13 protein-coding genes are annotated in these 20147 nt (G+C 44.4%); 2 read left to right on the top strand and 11 right to left on the bottom strand.

The window, feature by feature from the left end:
• Window positions 1-38: 38 nt before the first annotated feature.
• On the bottom strand, window positions 39-2357 hold the full coding sequence (locus MUCPA_RS07270) for a GH92 family glycosyl hydrolase (RefSeq protein ID WP_040627149.1): 2319 nt from the start codon (window positions 2355-2357) through the stop codon (window positions 39-41).
• A 357-nt stretch (window positions 2358-2714) separates the two neighbouring features.
• Here MUCPA_RS07270 and pyrR point away from each other — a divergent pair, with 357 nt between their 5' ends.
• The gene (gene pyrR / locus MUCPA_RS07275; RefSeq protein WP_008505437.1) at window positions 2715-3260 is read left to right on the top strand and encodes a bifunctional pyr operon transcriptional regulator/uracil phosphoribosyltransferase PyrR; all 546 of its coding nucleotides are present in this window, start codon (window positions 2715-2717) and stop codon (window positions 3258-3260) included.
• 129 nt (window positions 3261-3389) lie between these two features.
• On the top strand, window positions 3390-4316 hold the full coding sequence (locus tag MUCPA_RS07280) for an aspartate carbamoyltransferase catalytic subunit (protein ID WP_008505438.1): 927 nt from the start codon (window positions 3390-3392) through the stop codon (window positions 4314-4316).
• 801 nt (window positions 4317-5117) lie between these two features.
• Here MUCPA_RS07280 and MUCPA_RS07290 read toward each other — a convergent pair.
• From MUCPA_RS07290 to MUCPA_RS07335, 10 genes are all read right to left on the bottom strand, one after another.
• The gene (locus MUCPA_RS07290) at window positions 5118-6494 is read right to left on the bottom strand and encodes a bifunctional folylpolyglutamate synthase/dihydrofolate synthase (RefSeq protein ID WP_008505440.1); all 1377 of its coding nucleotides are present in this window, start codon (window positions 6492-6494) and stop codon (window positions 5118-5120) included.
• A gap of 269 nt (window positions 6495-6763) precedes the next feature.
• Window positions 6764-7567 (bottom strand): hypothetical protein, encoded by an 804-nt coding sequence (locus MUCPA_RS07295; protein ID WP_008505442.1) that lies wholly within the window; start codon window positions 7565-7567, stop codon window positions 6764-6766.
• Window position 7568: 1 nt separating this feature from the next.
• Window positions 7569-7967, bottom strand: coding sequence for an ExbD/TolR family protein (locus MUCPA_RS07300; protein ID WP_008505443.1), 399 nt, complete (start codon window positions 7965-7967; stop codon window positions 7569-7571).
• Window positions 7967-8674, bottom strand: coding sequence for a MotA/TolQ/ExbB proton channel family protein (locus tag MUCPA_RS07305; protein ID WP_008505445.1), 708 nt, complete (start codon window positions 8672-8674; stop codon window positions 7967-7969). The genes MUCPA_RS07300 and MUCPA_RS07305 overlap by 1 nt, the downstream gene beginning before the upstream one ends.
• Window positions 8671-9744: an HU domain-containing protein gene (locus MUCPA_RS07310; RefSeq protein ID WP_008505447.1), complete on the bottom strand. Its 1074-nt coding sequence runs from the start codon at window positions 9742-9744 to the stop codon at window positions 8671-8673. Before MUCPA_RS07310 ends, MUCPA_RS07305 begins: the two co-directional genes overlap by 4 nt.
• Window positions 9745-9786: 42 nt before the next feature.
• Window positions 9787-11583, bottom strand: coding sequence for a TonB-dependent receptor (locus tag MUCPA_RS07315; RefSeq protein WP_008505448.1), 1797 nt, complete (start codon window positions 11581-11583; stop codon window positions 9787-9789).
• Window positions 11580-14642, bottom strand: a complete 3063-nt coding sequence (locus MUCPA_RS07320; protein ID WP_008505449.1) for a tetratricopeptide repeat protein — start codon at window positions 14640-14642, stop codon at window positions 11580-11582. Before MUCPA_RS07320 ends, MUCPA_RS07315 begins: the two co-directional genes overlap by 4 nt.
• Window positions 14643-15751: 1109 nt before the next feature.
• Entirely contained in the window at window positions 15752-16990 is a 1239-nt protein-coding gene (locus MUCPA_RS07325) for an IS4 family transposase (RefSeq protein WP_008503844.1), read from the bottom strand.
• Between the two features lie 150 nt (window positions 16991-17140).
• A complete protein-coding gene (gene dacB / locus MUCPA_RS07330; protein WP_008505450.1) occupies window positions 17141-18550 on the bottom strand; it encodes a D-alanyl-D-alanine carboxypeptidase/D-alanyl-D-alanine endopeptidase in 1410 nt (469 codons plus the stop codon).
• Window positions 18528-19961, bottom strand: coding sequence for an APC family permease (locus tag MUCPA_RS07335; RefSeq protein WP_008505451.1), 1434 nt, complete (start codon window positions 19959-19961; stop codon window positions 18528-18530). Before MUCPA_RS07335 ends, dacB begins: the two co-directional genes overlap by 23 nt.
• Window positions 19962-20147 lie beyond the last annotated feature (186 nt).

Here is a 20147-nt window from a genome sequence, read left to right on the forward strand (position 1 = left end):
AGCCCTGCCGGCCAGTTTAAAGCCGGGCCCACCATCAATTAATCGACCACGGTAAAGCCGCTGTTTGATGGTGTTTTGCTCATGTAAAACACCAGGCTCCCCCCGCTCATGATTTCGGCGTGGGTAATATAACTGCGGTTAACCGCTTTGCCATTCAGCGTTACCTTTTGCACATATACATTTTTATCGCTTTGATTCTTTACGTCGATGCTAAAGGTTTTTCCGTTTTCCAATTGTATCAGCGCCCCATCAACCGCCGGGCTGCCGATAGCATACCTGTCTGATCCCGGCGCCACCGGGTAAAAACCCATAGCGCTAAAAATATACCAGGCGCTCATCTGCCCGGTATCATCATTGCCGCCTAAGCCATCGGGTGTGGGTTTATACATGCGCGGTAATATCATGCGCACCCGTTGTTGTGTTTTCCAGGGCTGGCTGGTCCAGTTGTACAAATAAGCCACATGGTGCGATGGCTCGTTCCCATGTACATAATTGCCGATAATGCCGTCGCGGGTAATATCCTCGGTTTCGGCAAAGTATTTATCGGGAAGGTTCATGGTGAATAAAGAGTCGAGGTAAACGATGAAACGCTTATCGCCGCCTAATAACTGAATCAGTTTGGCCGGATCGTGCGGTACATACAAGGTATAGTTCCAGGCATTGCCCTCTATAAAACCCTCGTTAATGGTTGATAGCGGGTCAAATTGCTTCCTAAAAGTTCCGTCGGCCAGTTTAGGGCGCATAAAGCCGGCTTTGGCATCAAAAACGTTGTTAAAGTTTTGTGATCGCTTGATAAACTCCTGATATATATCATTCCGGTTCAGCTTTTTGGCTATCTGCGCTATGCACCAGTCATCGTAGGCATATTCCAGCGTTGAGGATACAGAATTGCCGTTCTTTTCGTCGGGGATGTAGCCCATATCCATATAAAAACCAATCCCCTCATAACTGCGGCGGCGGGCCGTGGTAACGCAGGCATCCAGGGCTTTGTTCGCATCAAACGATACATTGCCCTTAATGATAGCATCAGCTATTACTGATACGCTGTGGTAGCCGCTCATGCACCAGTTCTCGTTAGCCGAGTTTGACCATACCGGCAGCATGTGTTCGGGGCTTTGATCGTAATGCGCCAGCATGGATTTTACCATATCGGCATTTTTTTCAGGTTCTATAATGTTGAATAAAGGGTGCAGCGCCCGATGCGTATCCCATAACGAAAAGGTGGTGTAGTTGGTAAAACCACCGGCTTGATGATTGTTTTGATCCAAACCACGATAGCTGCCATCAGCATCCATGTAAACGGTCGGGTTAATTAGGGTATGATACATCGACGTATAAAAATTTTGCTTATCGTCGGTACTTTTACTCCGGATGGTTATTTTTCCAAGTTCTTTTTCCCATAGCTGCTGCCCGGCGGCTTTAACCTGGTCAAAGTCCCAGCCCGGTACTTCGGCCTGCATGTTTTTCAAGGCGCCATCCATGCTTACCGGCGACAGGGCAAACTTGATCTTAATTTTTTCGCCTTCGCTGGCCGAAAAATCAAAGTAGGCCCTGATCTGCCGACCGGCTACCTCGGGGAAGTTATCACCCTGGTTAAACTTTTTCCAGAAACCACGGTACACTTCCTTTTTTGAATAATCGGCATTGCCATAATTAGTAAATGGTTTTGAAAAACGCATGGCAAAATAAAGCGTACGGTTTTTTGCCCAGCCGCTGGTTTGCCTGTACCCGGTTACCAGGGTATCGTTTACCACGCGCATATAGGTCCAAACGTTTTTATCCTCGTAATTGTAAATACCTGCCATCAGGTCGAGGATGATATGCGCACGGTCTGTTTTCGGGAAGGTATATTGATGGAAGCCTACCCGGGCGCTGGTGGTTAGCTCGGCCGTGATGTTATAATCGTCCAGCTTAACTTTATAATAATTGGCTTCGGCTACTTCGTTTTGGTGCGAAAAGGCCGAGCGGTAACCGCTGTGGGGCTTGCCTGCCGTACCCGGATTAAGCAACAGTTTACCTACGGTTGGCATCATTAAAAAATCGCCCAGGTCGGAGTGCCCGGTGCCGCTGAAATGCGTGTGGCTAAAGCCTACAATAGTTTGATCATCATACTGGTAACCTGCGCAATATTTGTACACATCGGGGTTGTATTTGCCATCCTTTACGTAGCCTGCAGTGTCCGTTTCGGGGCTTAATTGTACCATCCCGAAGGGTACAGTGGCACCGGGATAAGTATGGCCCATCCGCTGTGTGCCAACAATGGGCTTTACGTATTGAACCAGGCTTTCAGCAGTTTTCTGTTGTGCTGATCCTAAAAAAGGAAGACAAAGAGGGAGTAAAACAAATATTTTTTTCATTTGGCAGTACTTTTCAGCAGGCATGTATGCAGCCGTGTTTTAAGCCGGTTTAAAACGGCTACCGGCTACCTTTCAAACATACTAAATTTCGAATGATCAATGATTAAACCTCAGGGTTTTCTATTTATAAATTTGGAATAAACACGATTATCTAAGGCATAATTAAGACTGCTTTTACCGGGAATAAAGATTGCAGGGCCGGGCCCTTCCGGGCGACTTCGCAAGCTAAAATATTGACCCATAATTCCAGCTGGATAGTTAAAGGATTTTCTTTCGTAAATCCGTCGAAACTTAAAAAGCGGAAATGACATTTGTTTTCCATTTAAAATTTCTACTTTTGCCCAAATCCAACCATTGATGCTTAACCCGATATTACTCGACGGTCAGAAATTCCAGATCACCATACAACGCCTATGCAGGCAGCTGATCGAAAACCACAACGATTTTTCAAATTCTGTTATCATTGGGATACAGCCTCGCGGCATATACCTGGCTAAACGCATAGCCGAAGAACTGCGCAAAATTTTACCCGGAAAAACCATTTTGCAGGGCGACCTGGATATTACCTTTTTCAGGGACGATTTCCGCCGCCGCGAATCGCCGCTGGTGCCCAATCAAACCCGGATAGATTTTATTGTTGAAGGCAAAAAAGTAATTATGATGGACGATGTACTGTGGACGGGCCGTACCATCAGGGCTGCAATGGATGCCATGCTGGCCTTTGGCCGCCCACAAAAGGTAGAATTATTAACCCTGGTAGATCGCCGCTACTCGCGCCATTTGCCGGTAGCTGCCGATTATATCGGCATTGAAGTAGACTCCATCGCCTCGCAAAAAGTGGTGGTAAGCTGGAAAGAAACCGATGGAGAAGACAAAGTAATTTTGTTATCAGAGGGAAAATAAGATATGGAGAGTTCGATTTTCAATTCCTACACCATCGTCTCAACAAAAGCCTCCATCTGAAACAGATAAATAATTGAAATTAAATAAGCCCGAAATTCAAAAATCAGGCTCCCGAAATATAAATAAATCATGCATACCCTCAGTACACGTCACTTATTAGGAATTAAAGATCTGAATAAAAAGGATATCGAGCTGATATTTGAAACAGCCGATACTTTTAAAGATGTACTGAACCGTCCGATAAAAAAAGTACCATCGCTGCGCGACATTACTATAGCCAACATATTTTTTGAAAACTCAACACGTACCAGGCTTTCGTTTGAGCTGGCCGAACGGCGCCTTTCGGCAGATGTAGTTAACTTTGCAGCATCCTCTTCATCCGTGAGTAAGGGTGAAACGCTGATTGATACGGTAAACAACATCCTGGCCATGAAGGTGGATATGGTGGTGATGCGGCACCCTTACGCCGGGGCAGGCATCTTCCTGTCCAAGCATGTAAAGGCTCAGATTGTAAATGCAGGCGATGGCGCGCACGAGCACCCTACCCAGGCCTTGCTGGATGCTTTTTCGATACGCGAAAAGTATGGTGAAGTGGCCGGCAAAAAGGTAGTGATTGTTGGTGATATATTACATTCGCGTGTAGCGCTATCCAATATTTTGTGCCTTAAACATTTAGGCGCCGAGGTAATGGTTTGCGGGCCAACCACACTTATCCCGAAATACATCGGCTCATTAGGGGTTAAGGTTGAACATAATTTGGTTAAAGCCCTTAACTGGTGCGATGTAGCTAACATGCTACGAATACAGCTGGAAAGGCAGGATATTAAGTACTTCCCCTCGCTGCGCGAATACACTATGCTTTACGGTTTAAACAAACAAATACTGGATTCGTTGGACAAAGAGATCATCGTGATGCACCCGGGGCCTATCAACCGCGGTGTGGAGATCACCAGCGACGTAGCCGACAGCAAGCAATCCATCATCCTCGACCAGGTTGAAAATGGCGTGGCTATCAGGATGGCTGTATTGTATTTACTGGCCGGGCAAACGCAGTAATTTACCGTTAAAGCACGCTTAAACTTTGTTAGGCCGAAGACGGCCTCGCAAACGATGGGATCCCCCTCTGTAAGCACTCAGAAACCCTCCCCAACGTCATTGCGAGGAGGAACTACGAAGCAATGTCTAAACTGTGCAGGTCGAACTTGCAAAGCTGCTCTGCCTGAGTAGAGATTGCTTCGTTCCTTATAATGACGTCTATGTAAGTTGTTGATTGTCAATGTTAAATTTCTCTCCATCATATCGTCCCGACGGGAGGAGGGATCTTCTAAAAGCGGTAAGTATGCGTCATATTCGGTGCGCTGATTATCAATGTGCTATCTTTGCTCAGATAATCAGTATTCATAATTTAGAACATCGGCACGCTCAATCGCCGCGTGAAGAAGCCCCACCCAACCCTCCCCGGTAGGGAGGGCTTAAAAAGTCTCCCCTACCGGGGGAGATTTAGAGGGGGCTTTGGACTGCCCGATCCTTCCGCCCACAGGCCAAACCCGGCCCGGCGTGCAGTCAGGCTTTTGCGCACATTTCTTATCTGCGCAAAATAGCCTACAGGTCTCAAATGTCATCCCTGTTTTTTCCGGGGTGAGGCCCGGTGGGATACTCGCAATGACGCGTGTGTAATAGAATCCGGCCCAGAGCTGAAGATCCTTTTGCGAGCGATAGGTCTGCCGCAGACCCGGCGCGTGAAGAAAGTTACCTCTGATGACAAAAGTTGTTTTGATGACGCACCTTTTGCGAGCGGTAAGCATGCCCGCAGACCAGCGCATCTGAAGAAGGTACTTCATCGACACCAGCAAATATTCACACCACTTCGGCCACCACAAAAGTACTTCCCCCTATAAAAACAAGGTCATTCTTTTGTGCCGCAGCCTTAGCCGACTGAAAAGCCGCTTGTACACTTGAGTAAGCGTTACCATGCAGGCCAAAACTTTCGGCCTTTAGTTTTAAGGTTTCTGCATCGAGGCCACGGGGGATGTCAGGTTTACAAAAGTAGTAAATGGCATTTTGGGGCAGCATGCCAAGTACCTTGCTGCTATCCTTATCATTTACCATACCCATTACAAAACGTAATTGCTGGTGTGGCGTAGCTGCAATGTTTTTTAGTACTTCGGCGATGCCTTCGGGGTTGTGCCCGGTATCGCATATCACCAACGGACTATCGCTTAGCGTATCCCACCTGCCGCGTAAGCCGGTGAGTGCTTTTACCTGCCGCAGCGCAGACTGAACATCGCCATCAGTAATGGCATAACCCTGCAATCTTAATTGATCAACAGCGCTTAAAACGCTTTTTACGTTTTTGGTTTGGTATGAGCCGTTAAGATCAAGTTGATAGTTTAACGCCTGGAGCTCTGGGCTATTTTTGTTCCGCAAACCAAGTTCAAGATATTTGGCATTTCTCGCTTCTGCCCTCTCGCTTCCCGCTTCCTGATTCTCACCTCTTGCTTCTTTATTCTCGCTTCCTGCTTCCAGCAACTCGGATGCGAAGCTAATCGGCGCGTTCTCCAGTCTGGCCTTCGTAATAAAAACATCGGCCACTTCGGGCTGATATTCTCCGATGATTACGGGGATACCAGGTTTGATGATGCCCGCCTTTTCGGCAGCGATGAGCGGCAGGGTATCGCCAAGCATATTCATGTGGTCCCAGCCTATGTTGGTAATCACCGAAAGCAGCGGCGTAATGATATTGGTAGAATCAAGCCTCCCGCCCAATCCAACTTCTATCACAGCTATATCCACTTTCTCGCGGGCAAAAAAATCAAAAGCGAGCGCTACCGTCATTTCAAAAAAAGAGGGTTCGATCTCTTCGAAGTTATGCCGGTGCTCGTCAACAAAATCAACTACAGCCTGCTCCGGAATCATTTCACCATTGATACGGATGCGCTCCCTAAAATCCCGCAAATGGGGCGACGTATATAAACCTGTTTTATAACCTGCCGTTTGCAGTACTGCTGCCAGCATATGCGATGTAGAGCCCTTGCCATTGGTACCACCCACATGGATAGTTTTAAACTGCTCATGCGGATTGCCCAAAACCTGGCACAAAGCAAGTGTATTGGTTAAGTCTTTTTTAAATGCCGATGAACCCACCCTGGTGAACATAGGTAACTGGGCATAAAGATAATCGAGGGTTTCGGGGTAAGTCATGTCTTTTTTGATGGTCCATAGTCGATGGTCCATGGTATTGTCTGTTTAAGGTTATTTTAGTCCATGGTCGATAGTAAGTTCGCTGGAAGTCCATCGTGCTGTTTTGCAGATTAAAGAATACCTGTGAATAACCAACATCACCAGCCAAAAGCCATCGATCATCAACTATCAAAATCTTCAACCATGGACTATGGAATTTCCAACCATGGACTATCGACCATCGACTATGGACAAAAAACCATGGACCATCGACCATTGACTATGGACAAAACACCATCGACCATGGACAAAACAACAAAAGTTTAATTTACTTTAAATACAAAAGTCACCTTGCCAACCTGTGTATCGGGTGCTACATCCGAAGCATTCAGCTTGGAACTGTACACGGCCTGTATGCACTTCTGGATCAGGTTATTATCGCTAATGGTTGTGCCCCGGCCAGCGCCTGCATCAATCACGTTTCCGTTTTTATCTACCTTAATTTCAATTACAATAGTACCGACATTCCTTTTAGGGTTATCAACTGCTGGCCTGCTTACAAAGCTCCGCTGCGCCATATTTAAGCCACCGTTGCCGGAGCCCGTACCATTGTAATTATCGCTCATGTTTGAGCCATTGGGTTTGCCCTGGTTACCCGGAGTTCCGGTTGTACCATCGCCAGATCCGGTGCCGTTGGTTTTAGGGCCTTTGTACAAGGCATTTTGGTTAACCGTAGGTTTACTTACCGCTTTTTTGGCATCGGTTGATAAACTATTACTTGGTTTTTTACTGTTATCAGCAACAGTCGGTGCGTCTTCCGTATTTTGGGTTACTACCTTTTTATCGCTCTCTTCGGTACTGGGTTTCTCGGTAGCCTCGTTAGGCGTTACTTTATTGGGAGCACTTTTATTAGCCTTTTCGGCACGCGACACTTCTTCAACGCTCATAAAATCGGTCCCCATACCTTCGTCGGTAGTGCCATAGTTCACCAGGATACCGCCGGTGCCTTCTTCCTGTTTTGGTGGCGTTTTAAAAACAATAAAATAACTTAAAGCAAACAGCACACTCATAATAATGGCCGTGGCAATGTATGCTTTTGGATAGTTATTTTCTTCCCGGTATTCCATATTATTTTGGCTCGGTAGCTAAAACTAATTTAATATTTAACTTTTGTGCTATATCCATCACCTGTACCACGTTTTGTATAGCCACGGTACGGTCAACAAATAAAACAATGGTAAGCTCGGTAGCCATCTTTTTATAGGCGGCTAAAGCGGCATTCAAGTCGTCTACCTTAACCTCTTTTTTGTCTACGTAGTATTTTAACTCTTTGGTTACCGATACCGTGATCGTTTTTTTTGATACCGATTGCCCCGAAGATGATTTAGGCAGCATCAGTTTGATCACGTTTGGATTGGTAACGGTTGAGGCGATCAAAAAGAACAACAACAAAAAGAACATGATATCGTTCATTGCCGATGTGTGCACCTCTGCCGTGGCACGGCTATGTCTTTTTTTAAGGTTCATTATTTACTGGGTTCTTCTAACAGGTCAATAAACTCGATAGCGTCGGTTTCAAGCTTCAAAATTACTTTATCAACCATAATGTTTAAAACGTTATAAAGTACATAGGCGATGATGCCGACCAATAAGCCAGCAGCCGACGTAACCATTTTTACGTATAAACCGCCGGATATTACCCCCATGCTGATGTTATCGGTTTTAGATATATCGTAAAATATTTTAATTACCCCGGCTATGGTACCCAGGAAGCCAAACATTGGCGCTATACCGGCAACTATACCTAAAATGGCAATGTTTTTTTCCAGTTTGGATACTTCAAGTTTGCCAATATTTTCGATAGCGCCTTCAATATCTTTAATAGGGCGGCCAATGCGTAGTAATCCTTTTTGAAGCATACGGCCCAGCGGCGAATTGCTGTTTTTGCAAATCGCGACAGCAGAATCGAGCTTGCCCGATATGATGCTCGAACGCACCTGCGCCATCAGGTTAGATTCATCTTTTGAGGCTTTGCGAATGGTAAAATAACGCTCAAAAAATATCACCAATCCTAATACTGCCAATATCCCGATAGGCACCATCACCCAGCCACCCTTAATCAGCAGGTCGCCAAAGCGTAACTCTTCCTGGGGCAGAGCCCCGGGCTGTACAGTCTTGCTTAAAGAATCAACTACTTGTTTGGCTGTATCTATTGCTTGCAGTAATAACATCATTGTTTTTTATATGGATATGTTTGTACGAAAATGTCTGTCTGTTTTAACTTTTTCTTGAATTGCTCCAAATGAGCATTTGCCGAATCGATATTTAAATAGGTGGCAACATCTATCTGGTAACGCCTGGCATCGTCGGGTTTTCTACGGATTTCAATGTTGCGCATACCATTATTAATGTAGCGGCCGTATTCCATTTGCGCGCCGTTATACGTTTTAAATGTACCTATTACAATACCAAAGGTATCTACCGGCATTTCTATTTTACTTTTAGTTACCGAATCAACCACAGGCGTGGCGCCGATATCTTTCTGAGCCTGTATAGCATTTTCAGTGGAATCGGAAACTATCTTCTTTCGTACGCTGCCGCTAACCGGTGGTGGCTCAACATGCCCCCTCAGCCCGGCAAACAGCTCGGGCTTTAGCCAATAGGCAGTTACTAGTACCACGCCGCTTAATAATAAAACAAGCGCTATTACCAGTACCAGGATATATATTTTGCGGGGCTTGGTTTCAGCTTCTGGCTCGTGTTGCTGTTGCTCCACGCCGTCTATAGCATCAGGCATGGTTTCGCCGCGCAGTAAGGCAGCCGTAAAGGGTGATGGTTTTTCGGTAACCGGCACCTGCACGTTGGGGGCTGCAATCCCTTCCTGATTGTATGATTTAGTTCTTTTTAGCTTAACAGGACTTAAGCCGTAAAATAATTCGTTGTTGTTATCAAACTTTTTGGAGATAAACACCAACTGATTCCGCCGCATGCTAAGTACGCCCTTGTCGCCAATGGCAAAGCTCCCCGCATTAACCTGCAACAATACTGCGGTCACAAATTTGTCGACAAAATAACTTGCCGACTCGATACTGATATTTTTATATTCGGCAATCAGGCCCACCAATTTCCCATCGTCATCCTTTTGCTCCGTACTAAATTGCAATTGCATCGTCGGCGGATAAAATTGCTGCTGATCCTGGTTATAATATCCTTCTACATGAGCCCTATAAAAGGAGCCCAATCCGGGTATCACCAAATCTTTTTGATGGTCCAGTAACTCACTAATAAAAACGGCTATATCCATTTCGCTAAAAATAGTTCTAAATTCAATAACATCAAAGCGACGTTAAAACTTATAACCAACCCCTCCAAATATATTAAAGCCATAATTAGGATAGTATAGCCAGGTTTGGTAGCTATTGCCAAGTAAATTATTTACCTGTCCAAAAACTGACAGGCGCTTGGTTGCCTTATACTCAATACCACCACTAATATCCGCGAACGATTTGATATTGACGATTTGGGTTGATGATACCCTGTCCTGGGTATTGCCACGAAAAACCAACGAACCGTTAACACTGATCAGATCGCTGATGTGGATGGTAGTACCCGCTGTTAATGTAAATTTAGGTAAGTTCCAGGCTTGGGCCTCTGTAGCAAGCTGGTAATCTTTCAACTCGATACGGCCAAAAATATCCAATTCATCTGCCGGTTTATAATCCAGTTCCCCGTTAAAGCCGTTGATACGCGCACTGCCACCGTCGTAAATTACAGCAAAGCGATTGTTCCCCTTGGTAAAGTCGAAATCGCTTACAAACAACGGCATGTTTTTAACGCTGTTGCGATAGATGCTTGCCTTGAAACCGAAACCGGGAGCCAACATACCTTTCAGCCCTACGCTCAGGTCCAACTGGTCAATCGAATTTTGGATATTGATATTTTGCCCTAAAAACGGATTGGTTTCCGAAAAATCGCGGATAGATGATTTGTTCACATCACCGCGGGCCTCGGCAAATAAACGCACATATTTCGGTATCACCTGGAACTCGAGCCTGGCCGCCGGAAACAAATGGAAGCGTGTTGATGCTCCGAATTCGTTCACGATATTTACTCCCGCGTCAATCTTATATTTTTCACCCTGAAATTTGAGATAAGGGTTAGCACTGATGATGTTGTTGTTAAACGAATACGCAACATCTTTAACGGTAGTAAAATCTATTTTACCGCTGATGCCTGCATAAAACTGGTTAACCGTTTGGTTAATATAACCCGACAGTACCACGTTGTTTTCTTTAGCGCTGAAAGCGTTGCTAAAAGTATACCCGCTTACTTTAGTCGAATAGATAAACTGTTCTTCTTCGTCTTTATAATTCTTGGCTAACTCGGCCTCGCCCGATAAGGTGCTGAAGTGTTGTTTATCTACATTCAGTATCGTTGGCGGGTTAAACTGATCAAAGCCGTAAAAGTAATTGCTGCGATAACCGTAATTGATCCGGCCACTCAGGGTGGACTCACCCCCAATAGTTTTTCCGAAAATTCCGGCCTCGTCCCTGCCTGCCTTTTGCTGATACAGATTGCCGTTCTGCAAAATATGTTTCAGGTAACCACCTACCTGCAAGGCCTCATCGCGGCCATTATCGATATATACTTCGCCATAAGTTGTTTTTAAACTGCCCAGGCCAATTTTAACGTAGCTGTTCTGTACATCCGGATCTGTTTCCCGCGGTATCGTCATGGCGGGTAACTCCCTTATTTCGTCATCTTGCCGCAGGGTTTTATCTAAGGCGTTATAGCTTAAGGGTGCTTTAAAGGGCTCGGTATTTTCAAGGTTGGGATTGCGTCTTATTTTAACGGCATCTGCCAAAACAGGCTTATAGGCCGTGGTCACCACAATCTCTTCCGAGAGGTTGCTGTTATCCTTGGGCAGATTATTAGTATTAGCCCCTCCTTTTTTTACCGTATCCGTCAAAGATTTAGCTAACCCAGCTACCTTTTTTGCGTTAACGGCTGTTTTTTTTGTGGCTGCAGGCTTGGTTGAAGTTTTGGTAACTTTTTTTGTTGACGGCTTTTGTTGTGCGTTGGCATAGGTAAAGCAAAACAATGCCGTAACCGTAATGAAGCTATTGATAGATGTTAATTTCATTGCTTGTTTTCTTTATTGTCTTTCTGTCCATCACTTGCCGGAGATAAATTAGCCAGCTTCTGTTTAGCCGCAGGCAAAATATCATCGTCGGCCTTGTAATTATCAATAATGCTCTGCAAGGTTGCCTTAGCCTGGAAGGTATCTTTTTGCGCAGTGTAGTTATCGGCAAGTAGCAGATAAGCTTTAGCAACCCAGTAATCATAACTGGCCAGCTTGTTGATCAGATCGAAACAGGTTTTCTGCGATGTTTTGTAGCTCCTTTTTAAATACTGTACTTTGGCTATGTTATACTCGGCCTCGGCCGCAGCTATCGTTTTGGTATTGGCTACCACATCATTCAACTCTTTTAAAGCGGTGGTAGTATCGGCTTTTTGCAGGTAAGCTTTACCGGCATACAAGCTCGATTTAAATTTATCCTCCTCACTGCTCTGGATATTCTCGCGTACTAAGTTTACATATTTAAGCGCATCGTCGGGCATTTCCATCTCCGAGTAGCAAAGCAACAGGTTATTAACCGCAAAATTATAATCGGCCTTATATTCGGAGTTGGTTTCCAGTCGTTTTAAATACACCACAGCCTCGTTGTATTTTTTTTGCGCCATAAATAAACGCGACATGCTGATCAGCGATTTTTCCGTGTAAGCACTCGTCCAATCGTTCAGGATATAATTATAATCGTTAACGGCCTCGTCGCCCCGGTTTAGGCTAACCAAACTTTGTGCGCGGATAAATTTAGACTGCTTATCATAAATGGGCTTCGGAAATTTGTCAAAATAACCGTTCACCGCATTTACCGTACCCTGCCAGTCGCCTTTTAAATAAAGGTTGTTGGCGGCGGTGTACATAATGCTTTCCTGCTGGGCCGTGGTATAATTGCCTATCGGTGTGGTAGCCGCGTAGGTTATAAAGGTTTGTGCATCGCCCTTATCGGTATATATTTTTTCAATTTGCTTTAAAGCCTGCTTAGCCTCATCGGTGGACGGATAATCTTTAACAACCTGCTTAAATGATTCGACAGCCAGATCATCTTTACCTGCGTTATAATTGACCAAACCAATGGTAACTAAAGCCCTCGGTATATAACTACTGCGCGGATACTTGGCAATCATGGCTAACAGATCAGAGATAGCCTTATCGCCGTTGCCCTTCATAAAATAAGCATAGGCAATCTCAAAAGCCGAATCATCTGCATAATTTGAATTGGGAAACTGGCTCAATACACTGTTTAAAGTATTGATTTTGCTATCTAAAGCACCCTGCAAACCCTGGATCATGCCACGCTGAAATAAAGCATAGTCTTCGCCTTTTTCGTGCCCGTTAATAATCCGGTCGTAATAATCCATTGCCTTCCCGTAATTTTTCATTACAAAATAGCTGTCAGCAGTACGGGTTATCGCATCATTAATGCTATTTTTATCCAATTGCTCAGCCGCTAAAAAGCGCTCAAAATAAGTTGCAGCCTTTTTATACTGCTCATCGCCAAAGGCCGCATAAGCCAGTGCGTAATTGGCATAATTATAAACCGGTGTTGACTGCGCCTCGGGCATATCCAAAAACTTCTCGAAGGTTTCTACCGACTCTCCGTATTTACGAACCTCGTACATGGCTTCGGCCATCCAATAGGTAGTAAGTACGGTAATCTTAGGGTCAACGGGGTTTTGCAGAGAGCGAAGAAAAACACCTATGGCATTTTCAAAAGCCCGCTCGTTATAAAACTCAAGGCCGCGGTAGTAGGTTACTTTCTGGTATGCCTCCTTGGCACTGGCGGTTTTATTAGGTAGCGGCTCCAATATTTCGATAGCCTCCTTATAATTATGCGAGTTAAGGAGTTCCTCGGCCAACAAGGTTTTCACCTCGTTCAGTTTGGCTGAGCGCGGATAGTTTTTTAAGTAAAGCCGGGTTGATTCTAAAGCCTGGCTATTAAAATCAAGCTCGTACGACAGCTTTGAATATTCGTATAGCGCATCTTCTTTCAGCTGAGGATCAAAATCAAGTTTCGATGCAACAAAAAATGCATTACGGGCGCTCTGCTTGTTTTTAACCTTGATAAAAACATCGCCCAGGGTATAACTGCCGCTCTGGCTGTAAATATCTGTCTGATCTACCAGTTTCTCCAGCTCTTTAATGGCCTTTTGATAATCTGCTACCTTATAACTTGCATACCCTATTTGGTAAGTATCCTGGTTATTTTGCGTTTTACCCAGATCATGATCCTGGAAACGGGTGTAATACTTCATCGCATCAGGAAAATCGGCTTTCGCAAAATACGATGCAGCAATGAGCCGCAATAATTCAGTTTCGTACTGCTGATGCGTACTTTTGATAATCGGAATAGCATAGTTCAACACATCATCATAACGTTTATCTAAAAAGTAAACTGCTGTGATATAATAAGGGTAGCTGGATTCGTATTTTTTTGAGTTTTTAAGCTTCTCAAAATTAACCAGGGCAATGCTATAGTCTTTATTCAGATAGGCTATATAGGCAAAGTAATAAATAGCGTCTTCTGTATAGGGCGATTTTTTGTTTTTAACCTCGCTAAACAGCAATTGGGCATTTTTAAAATTACCAGTCATAAAATAAGCGTAGCCCTTACGAAACTTGTATTCAGTATTGGCGCTTCCGCTCAATTCGCCCGCCTGTACTTTATCAAACCATACAATGGCTAAAATATAGTTGCCTTGTTTATAGTATGATTTACCGATCTGGAAATAGGCTACCTTGGTAAACGGGTTTTCGGGGTGCTCCTTAATAAATTTCAAAAGCATATTTTCGGCATCATCGTTGCCTAACTCCAGCGCGCAAACGGCCTCGTAGTATTGGCAGTTCTCTTTAAGAAGCGATAATTGTGACTCAAACTCGGGTTGACTGGAAGGCATAAGTCTCGATTTTTCAACCATGCGAAATTGTTCGGCAGCAGCTACGTAGGCCCCTTTGTCAAACAGGTCTACCGCGGCATGGAAGGTACGATATATTTCGAAAGACTGATTTTCCTGCGCCTTAACCCTGGTAATGAATAAGATAAACAGAAACGGTATAAAGTATTTTGCTTTGACCATAAGTAGACTGATAACAATAATTTGCTAAATTACGCTTTATGCAAAAGTGTAATTAACATTAGTATTTCACAAGTGTGGATAACCACTTTTTTAACGCTGACTTTAAATAGTTGGTATGGAGGTAGAAAAGTTTAAGATATATAAGTAACATATCCGGCCCAGCCGGAAAAAACAGGGATGAGGTTTGAACCTTATAAATTGCCAACGCAGATAGGAAAGGCGCGCAAAAGCATGACTGCACGCCGGGCCGGGAGCTGGCCTTGCGGGTGGAAGGATCGGGCAGTCTTGATTTTATTCACCTGTGTTTGTTTTTTTAGGTGTTCATGAGCTCCCTCCGGTCGGTTTATTCTTTATTGTTTGTTTTTCAAGGTATTCATGAGGTCGCTGCCGCTTAGTTTTGGTTACTTTTTGTATCAAGACAAAACTGCGCAGCAATCATTCACACCAAAAACAAACACAAGTGAATAACGTAACAAGCTCTTCCGCGGCGACTGAGCGGGACGATGTTCTAAATTAAGAATACTGATTATTGGAGCAAATATTGCACATTGCTAATCAGTGCAGCTAATATGATGCATACTTACCGCTTTTAGGAGATCCCTCCTCGCGTCGGGATGACAAAATGGAGAGGTAAATCATATTGATAATCAATAACTTAACAGCTCGTCATTACAAGAAACCGATCCAACCACCCGAAAAAAAGCCAGGCGTAAAAACCCCTTCCTACACCTTCCCCAAGGGAAGGAATCGCACAAGGCCGCCGCTTTTTTTACCCCTACGCATTTGCAAGCTGGTTTATTAGGGGAACCTTTCTTATTGCAAAATAAGCGTATTGACAAAGCGCATCCGATAGCTGTATACTTACCGCGCGTAAAAGGCGTACAAATCCCTTCCTACACCTTCCCAAGGCATAGCCGTCAATTTAAGTAGCTGTACTTATATATTGTTGATTTTCAGTAATTTAATTTTTAGGCGCGGTTTGCCCGCATGGGCAAACCTATGTATTTTTACTCTCATATTTTTCGTTTTTTAAGGCGGGGAGGTTTAGATGGCCCCGCCTTTCTTATTTTTGTTTAACTATCTAAATATAGTATTTAAATATCTAATAATCAAATACTTATTACAATTTCTTCTATTTTTAACCTATGTTTTCTGTGCTCTTTTGAAAGGTGCTTTAAGTTTAATTTCTCCAACAGAGCTAACCACTTTGAGCATATCCCTAAAAGCTGCGCTCGCAATTCTTCTTTCGTAGAAGCGATTAGTCGATGCACCTTTAAAACACTAATTTGACCTATCTTACCGATAGCCATGCATATTTTCCAACTCAAAACTGCCCAGATCAACTTACTGTATAATATACTGGTTATACGATCCGAACTTCCTTTGGGGAACGTGTGTATCTTTAAAAACGACTTCCATGCTTTAAAAACCAATTCTATCTGCCATCGCAGGTGATATAACTTTTGGATCAATTCAGCGCTATATTTTTCGCTCACCAGGTTGGTAACAATAAAGTTAAACCCTGCCCGCTCTTTGAATCCCTTACTGGTGGTACTGCCTTTCTTTTTATTGTACTTTTCAGTATTGGCTATCCGCCTTGCCTTGAGCTCTTCACTTACCGGTTCTATTATTATCCTTACCGGCATCTTATCAGCTCCGATATATACCTGTTGATCAAATACGCCGGTTATGCCTTGTAGTTTCGACAACTCTAACTTTTGGTATTGGTCGTCCTTTAATAGATAAATCGTTGTTTTCGGACATAATTTATTAATAAAGAAAGCTTTGACTTTGTTAATATTGTTCATATAACTCAAGTGAGTGTAACCCAGATCTCTCATATATAATACCCCCGGCTGAATTGATGCCTTGTCCAGATGACTCTCACCCTGGTCATTTGCGTTGGCCGGAGTTACTTTGATATCGCTTTTACCACTTTTGATTTCAAATTCAAATTGTACAGATGCTCCCGCTTTCATCCCACTTCCTTTTGTTCCGGGGAATGTCTCTGCAATAACTTCCGGCAACGCGAAACGGGTAGAATCTTTGATACGGATCTCCAAGCCCTGTGTTTGCTCTTGCGGTAACTCAACTGCTATTAATTGCTCAAAAACGGCTTGTACAAACTTTGTCATATTGCTGTGATGTCTTTGATGCAATGCCTGCTTCGAAATATCAAGCCCATCCCTCCGCATTAACTGCATACTCATGCCGTTAAACGATTGATCTCCATCAAATAACGCCATATCCAATAGTTCCTTGCCTCCCACTTTTCGTTTGCGTTGTATAGCCTCTGTTTTACGGGCCAGGCCATCTAACACCGTTGGTTCAAATAGTTCCGAACTCATTCGCTCGAATAATGACTGCAATTTTGCAGTTCCGATTCTTGCTCTAAAAAAATTTTATCCCTTTTTTTTCTAAAGTTGACGGCTATGCTTCCCAAGGGAGAGAATAGCACAAGGCCGCCGCTTTTTTTAACCCCTCCCAAACCTCTTCTCTCACTTCAACTCATCCAAAACCTGAAACATTTTTTGCTTAATGCCCGATGTGGTGCCGTTATAATTATTCACCATGATGGAAAAACAGACCTCGCGACCGCCTTTGGTAGTTTGGTAACCTGAGTAGGTTAATACATTGTTAATGCTGCCGCTCTTCATTTTCATGTTGTTGTAAACGGGCAGGCTTTCGTAAAAATCAGGGAACCAGGCTTCTTTTTTGGCAGATTGTAAAATACGGGCCAGGGTTTGTGTGGTTATCCTGTCGCCGGGCGAAAGGCCGCTGCCATCTGCTATATTTAAGGAGTTAACGTCGATGCCACGCTGTTTCCAAAACGCCTGCACTACCGCTACGCCGTTTGCCGTTGATACCGGCTTGCCCGACTGGTAGGCCAATGTTTTTAACAATTGCTCGGCATACAGGTTGATACTGCGCTGATTGAGCCAATAAATAATCTGGCTTAAACGCGGCGAGGTGTAATTAACCAGCACCACGCCGCCGGCAGGCAAGGCCTGTTTTTTTGCCGCGACCGACCGGGCCGATTCTGCCCCCATTACAACATCAACACCTAAGCTTTTTAATGTATCCAGCAAACGGAAGGCTACATCATAAGCCGGATCAGGATAGGCTACCGAGATGCTTTTCTTACTCTGATCGATAGCGTAAGTACCACGCAGGTATACCACGTTGTTCAACACCGGTAAATAGGCATAAGATTTATCGCCCGTTCCGGCTTCACCGTTCATTAGCTCGCTTTTAAAATCAAGATAAGGTACGGCAGGCTGTTCTTTTACAACGCCTACGGCGGTGCCAACTTTGCCCGTTTTTAGTTTAACATCAAACTGGTTTTCGCGCCAGCAAAGCCCCGACGTACCCGCGCCGTAATAATTGCCTACATCCTGCCAGATCCAGCCATCCGGTATGGACTGGCTGCCAAAAGCCGAATCGTCGCCAATAACGCGCCCGTTTATTTTTTTAATTCCCGCTTTGCGGATGGCCGTTACCCACAAGCTCAGGATATTGCCCTCTTTAGCCGCCGCGTAACGCATGCTCCCCAGGGTTGGATCGCCGCTGCCTTTAATCAGCAGGTCGCCGTTCAGGGTGCCGTAAGGGTCAATCTGCCCGCTGTATTGCAGGGTGGTAGTGTATTGAAAATCCTTCCCCAATAAATTAAAGGCGGTAATTGAAGTAACCGTTTTTAAAGTTGAGGCGGGGGCTAAACCCATATTGGGATTTACAGCGAAGATCTGTTCGCCGGTTTTGGCATCCAGTACGGTTAACGATACCGATGCATAGCGGCTCTGGCTATCCTGCTGTAAGCGGTTAAATGCCGCCTGAAGCTTTTGGGGCAGTACCTGGGCGAATGAAAACCCGCCCGCAAGGCAAAAACTAAATATTAATAATCTCTTCATCCTTAATATAATGTTTCGATATGTAATAAATGGGGATCCCAATTAAAACAATGATAAGCCCAGGCCAGGTAAACTGCGGTTTATAAATAATCAGCAAGGTACAAAAAGCTAAGCCCATTAAAATATAAATGGCAGGCAATACAGGGTAGCCAAATGCTTTATAGGGGCGCTCAGCATCAGGGCGCTTAATTCTCAAAATATAAATGCCCGCAATAGTGAGTACGTAAAATATAACTACTACAAACGATATCATATCCAACAGATCGCCATATCTACCACTCAGGCAAAGTATAGATGCCACCGCACATTGTATCCACAAACCAAATTCGGGCACGGCAAATTTATTCAAAGTACCTGTACGTTTAAAAAACAAACCATCCTTGGCCATGGTATAATACACCCTGGCACCGGCCATAATTAAGCCGTTATTGCAACCGAAGGTAGAGATCATGATCATCACGGCAATAATAACAGTGCCCGCGCTGCCGAAAATTACCTGCGAAGCGGCTACGGCAACCCGGTCTTTTTCGGCGGTGGCAATCTCGTGCAGCGGCAATACGCCGGTATATACCACATCGGCCAATACATAAATAAGCGTTACGGTTAAGGTACCCAAAAACAAGCTGAGGCCAATGTTGCGCTTGGGGTTACGCATTTCGCCAGCTATAAAGGTAACGTTGTTCCAGGCATCACTGCTAAATATAGAGCCTACCATCGAGGCGGCTATGGCACCCAAAGCGGCGGCTACCGTATGATCCATTACGCTGCCATCCTTATTTAACTGGTGGATATGCCAGGCATTGCTCCAGTTGGCATGCCATACATCGCCCTTAAGGGCTACAAAACCAAAAATAATGAGCCCGAACAAACTGAGCAGTTTTGTTAAGGTAAAGGTGGTTTGAATAAGCTTGCCGCTTTTAACGCCGCGCGTATTAATGAAAGTGAGCAGCACAATAACAATAATTGAAACACCCTGCGCGTGCGAGATTTTGAATGAGCCTATCGAAAACAACACCAGATCCTCGCTTAATTGCGGAAAAATATACGCCGCAAATTTGGAGAATGCCACGCCTACCGCCGCAATAGTCCCCGTTTGTATCACAGCAAAAAAACTCCAGCCGTACAAAAATGCAATCAGCTTATTATAGGCCTCTTTTAAATATACATACTGCCCACCAGCTTTAGGGAACATGGCGCTTAACTCACCATAGCTTACGGCGGCAGTCAGCGTCATAAACCCGGTGATCAGCCAAACCACAATCAGCCAGCCCGCCGAACCCACATTACGGGTAATATCGGCGCTCACAATAAAAATACCGGAGCCTATCATCGATCCTACCACAAGCATAGTACCGTCCAGCAAGCCGAGTTCGCGTTTTAATTCTTGTGGTTGGGCCTGGTTTTCTATCATATATAGCGGGTTTAAGGTACTAATCTATTTAAAAAAGTTGATTTATAGCGAATGGACGCAGCAAATTATGTTTTAAACAGGATTGCGCAGCAAGCAGCGGCGGCGCCCGGTAAATCGCTTTGAATATGGGCCACGAAGTTAAATTTCGTTTTTTTTGAGTTACTTGAGAGCCTCGCGGCTGCAAAG

The sequence above is a fragment of the Mucilaginibacter paludis DSM 18603 genome, assembly GCF_000166195.2.
GTDB classification, from domain to species: domain Bacteria; phylum Bacteroidota; class Bacteroidia; order Sphingobacteriales; family Sphingobacteriaceae; genus Mucilaginibacter; species Mucilaginibacter paludis.

Bases quoted from the DNA above. Each gene is read 5' to 3' on its own strand.
- dacB (WP_008505450.1), bottom strand. From the start codon at position 18,550: ATGAAGAGATTATTAATATTTAGTTTTTGCCTTGCGGGCGGGTTTTCA.
- MUCPA_RS07270 (WP_040627149.1), bottom strand. From the start codon at position 2,357: ATGAAAAAAATATTTGTTTTACTCCCTCTTTGTCTTCCTTTTTTAGGA.
- MUCPA_RS07290 (WP_008505440.1), bottom strand. From the start codon at position 6,494: ATGGACCATCGACTATGGACCATCAAAAAAGACATGACTTACCCCGAA.
- MUCPA_RS07280 (WP_008505438.1), top strand. From the start codon at position 3,390: ATGCATACCCTCAGTACACGTCACTTATTAGGAATTAAAGATCTGAAT.
- MUCPA_RS07315 (WP_008505448.1), bottom strand. From the start codon at position 11,583: ATGAAATTAACATCTATCAATAGCTTCATTACGGTTACGGCATTGTTT.
- MUCPA_RS07295 (WP_008505442.1), bottom strand. From the start codon at position 7,567: ATGGAATACCGGGAAGAAAATAACTATCCAAAAGCATACATTGCCACG.
- MUCPA_RS07335 (WP_008505451.1), bottom strand. From the start codon at position 19,961: ATGATAGAAAACCAGGCCCAACCACAAGAATTAAAACGCGAACTCGGC.
- MUCPA_RS07305 (WP_008505445.1), bottom strand. From the start codon at position 8,674: ATGATGTTATTACTGCAAGCAATAGATACAGCCAAACAAGTAGTTGAT.
- MUCPA_RS07320 (WP_008505449.1), bottom strand. From the start codon at position 14,642: ATGGTCAAAGCAAAATACTTTATACCGTTTCTGTTTATCTTATTCATT.
- pyrR (WP_008505437.1), top strand. From the start codon at position 2,715: ATGCTTAACCCGATATTACTCGACGGTCAGAAATTCCAGATCACCATA.
- MUCPA_RS07310 (WP_008505447.1), bottom strand. From the start codon at position 9,744: ATGGATATAGCCGTTTTTATTAGTGAGTTACTGGACCATCAAAAAGAT.
- MUCPA_RS07325 (WP_008503844.1), bottom strand. From the start codon at position 16,990: ATGAGTTCGGAACTATTTGAACCAACGGTGTTAGATGGCCTGGCCCGT.
- MUCPA_RS07300 (WP_008505443.1), bottom strand. From the start codon at position 7,967: ATGAACCTTAAAAAAAGACATAGCCGTGCCACGGCAGAGGTGCACACA.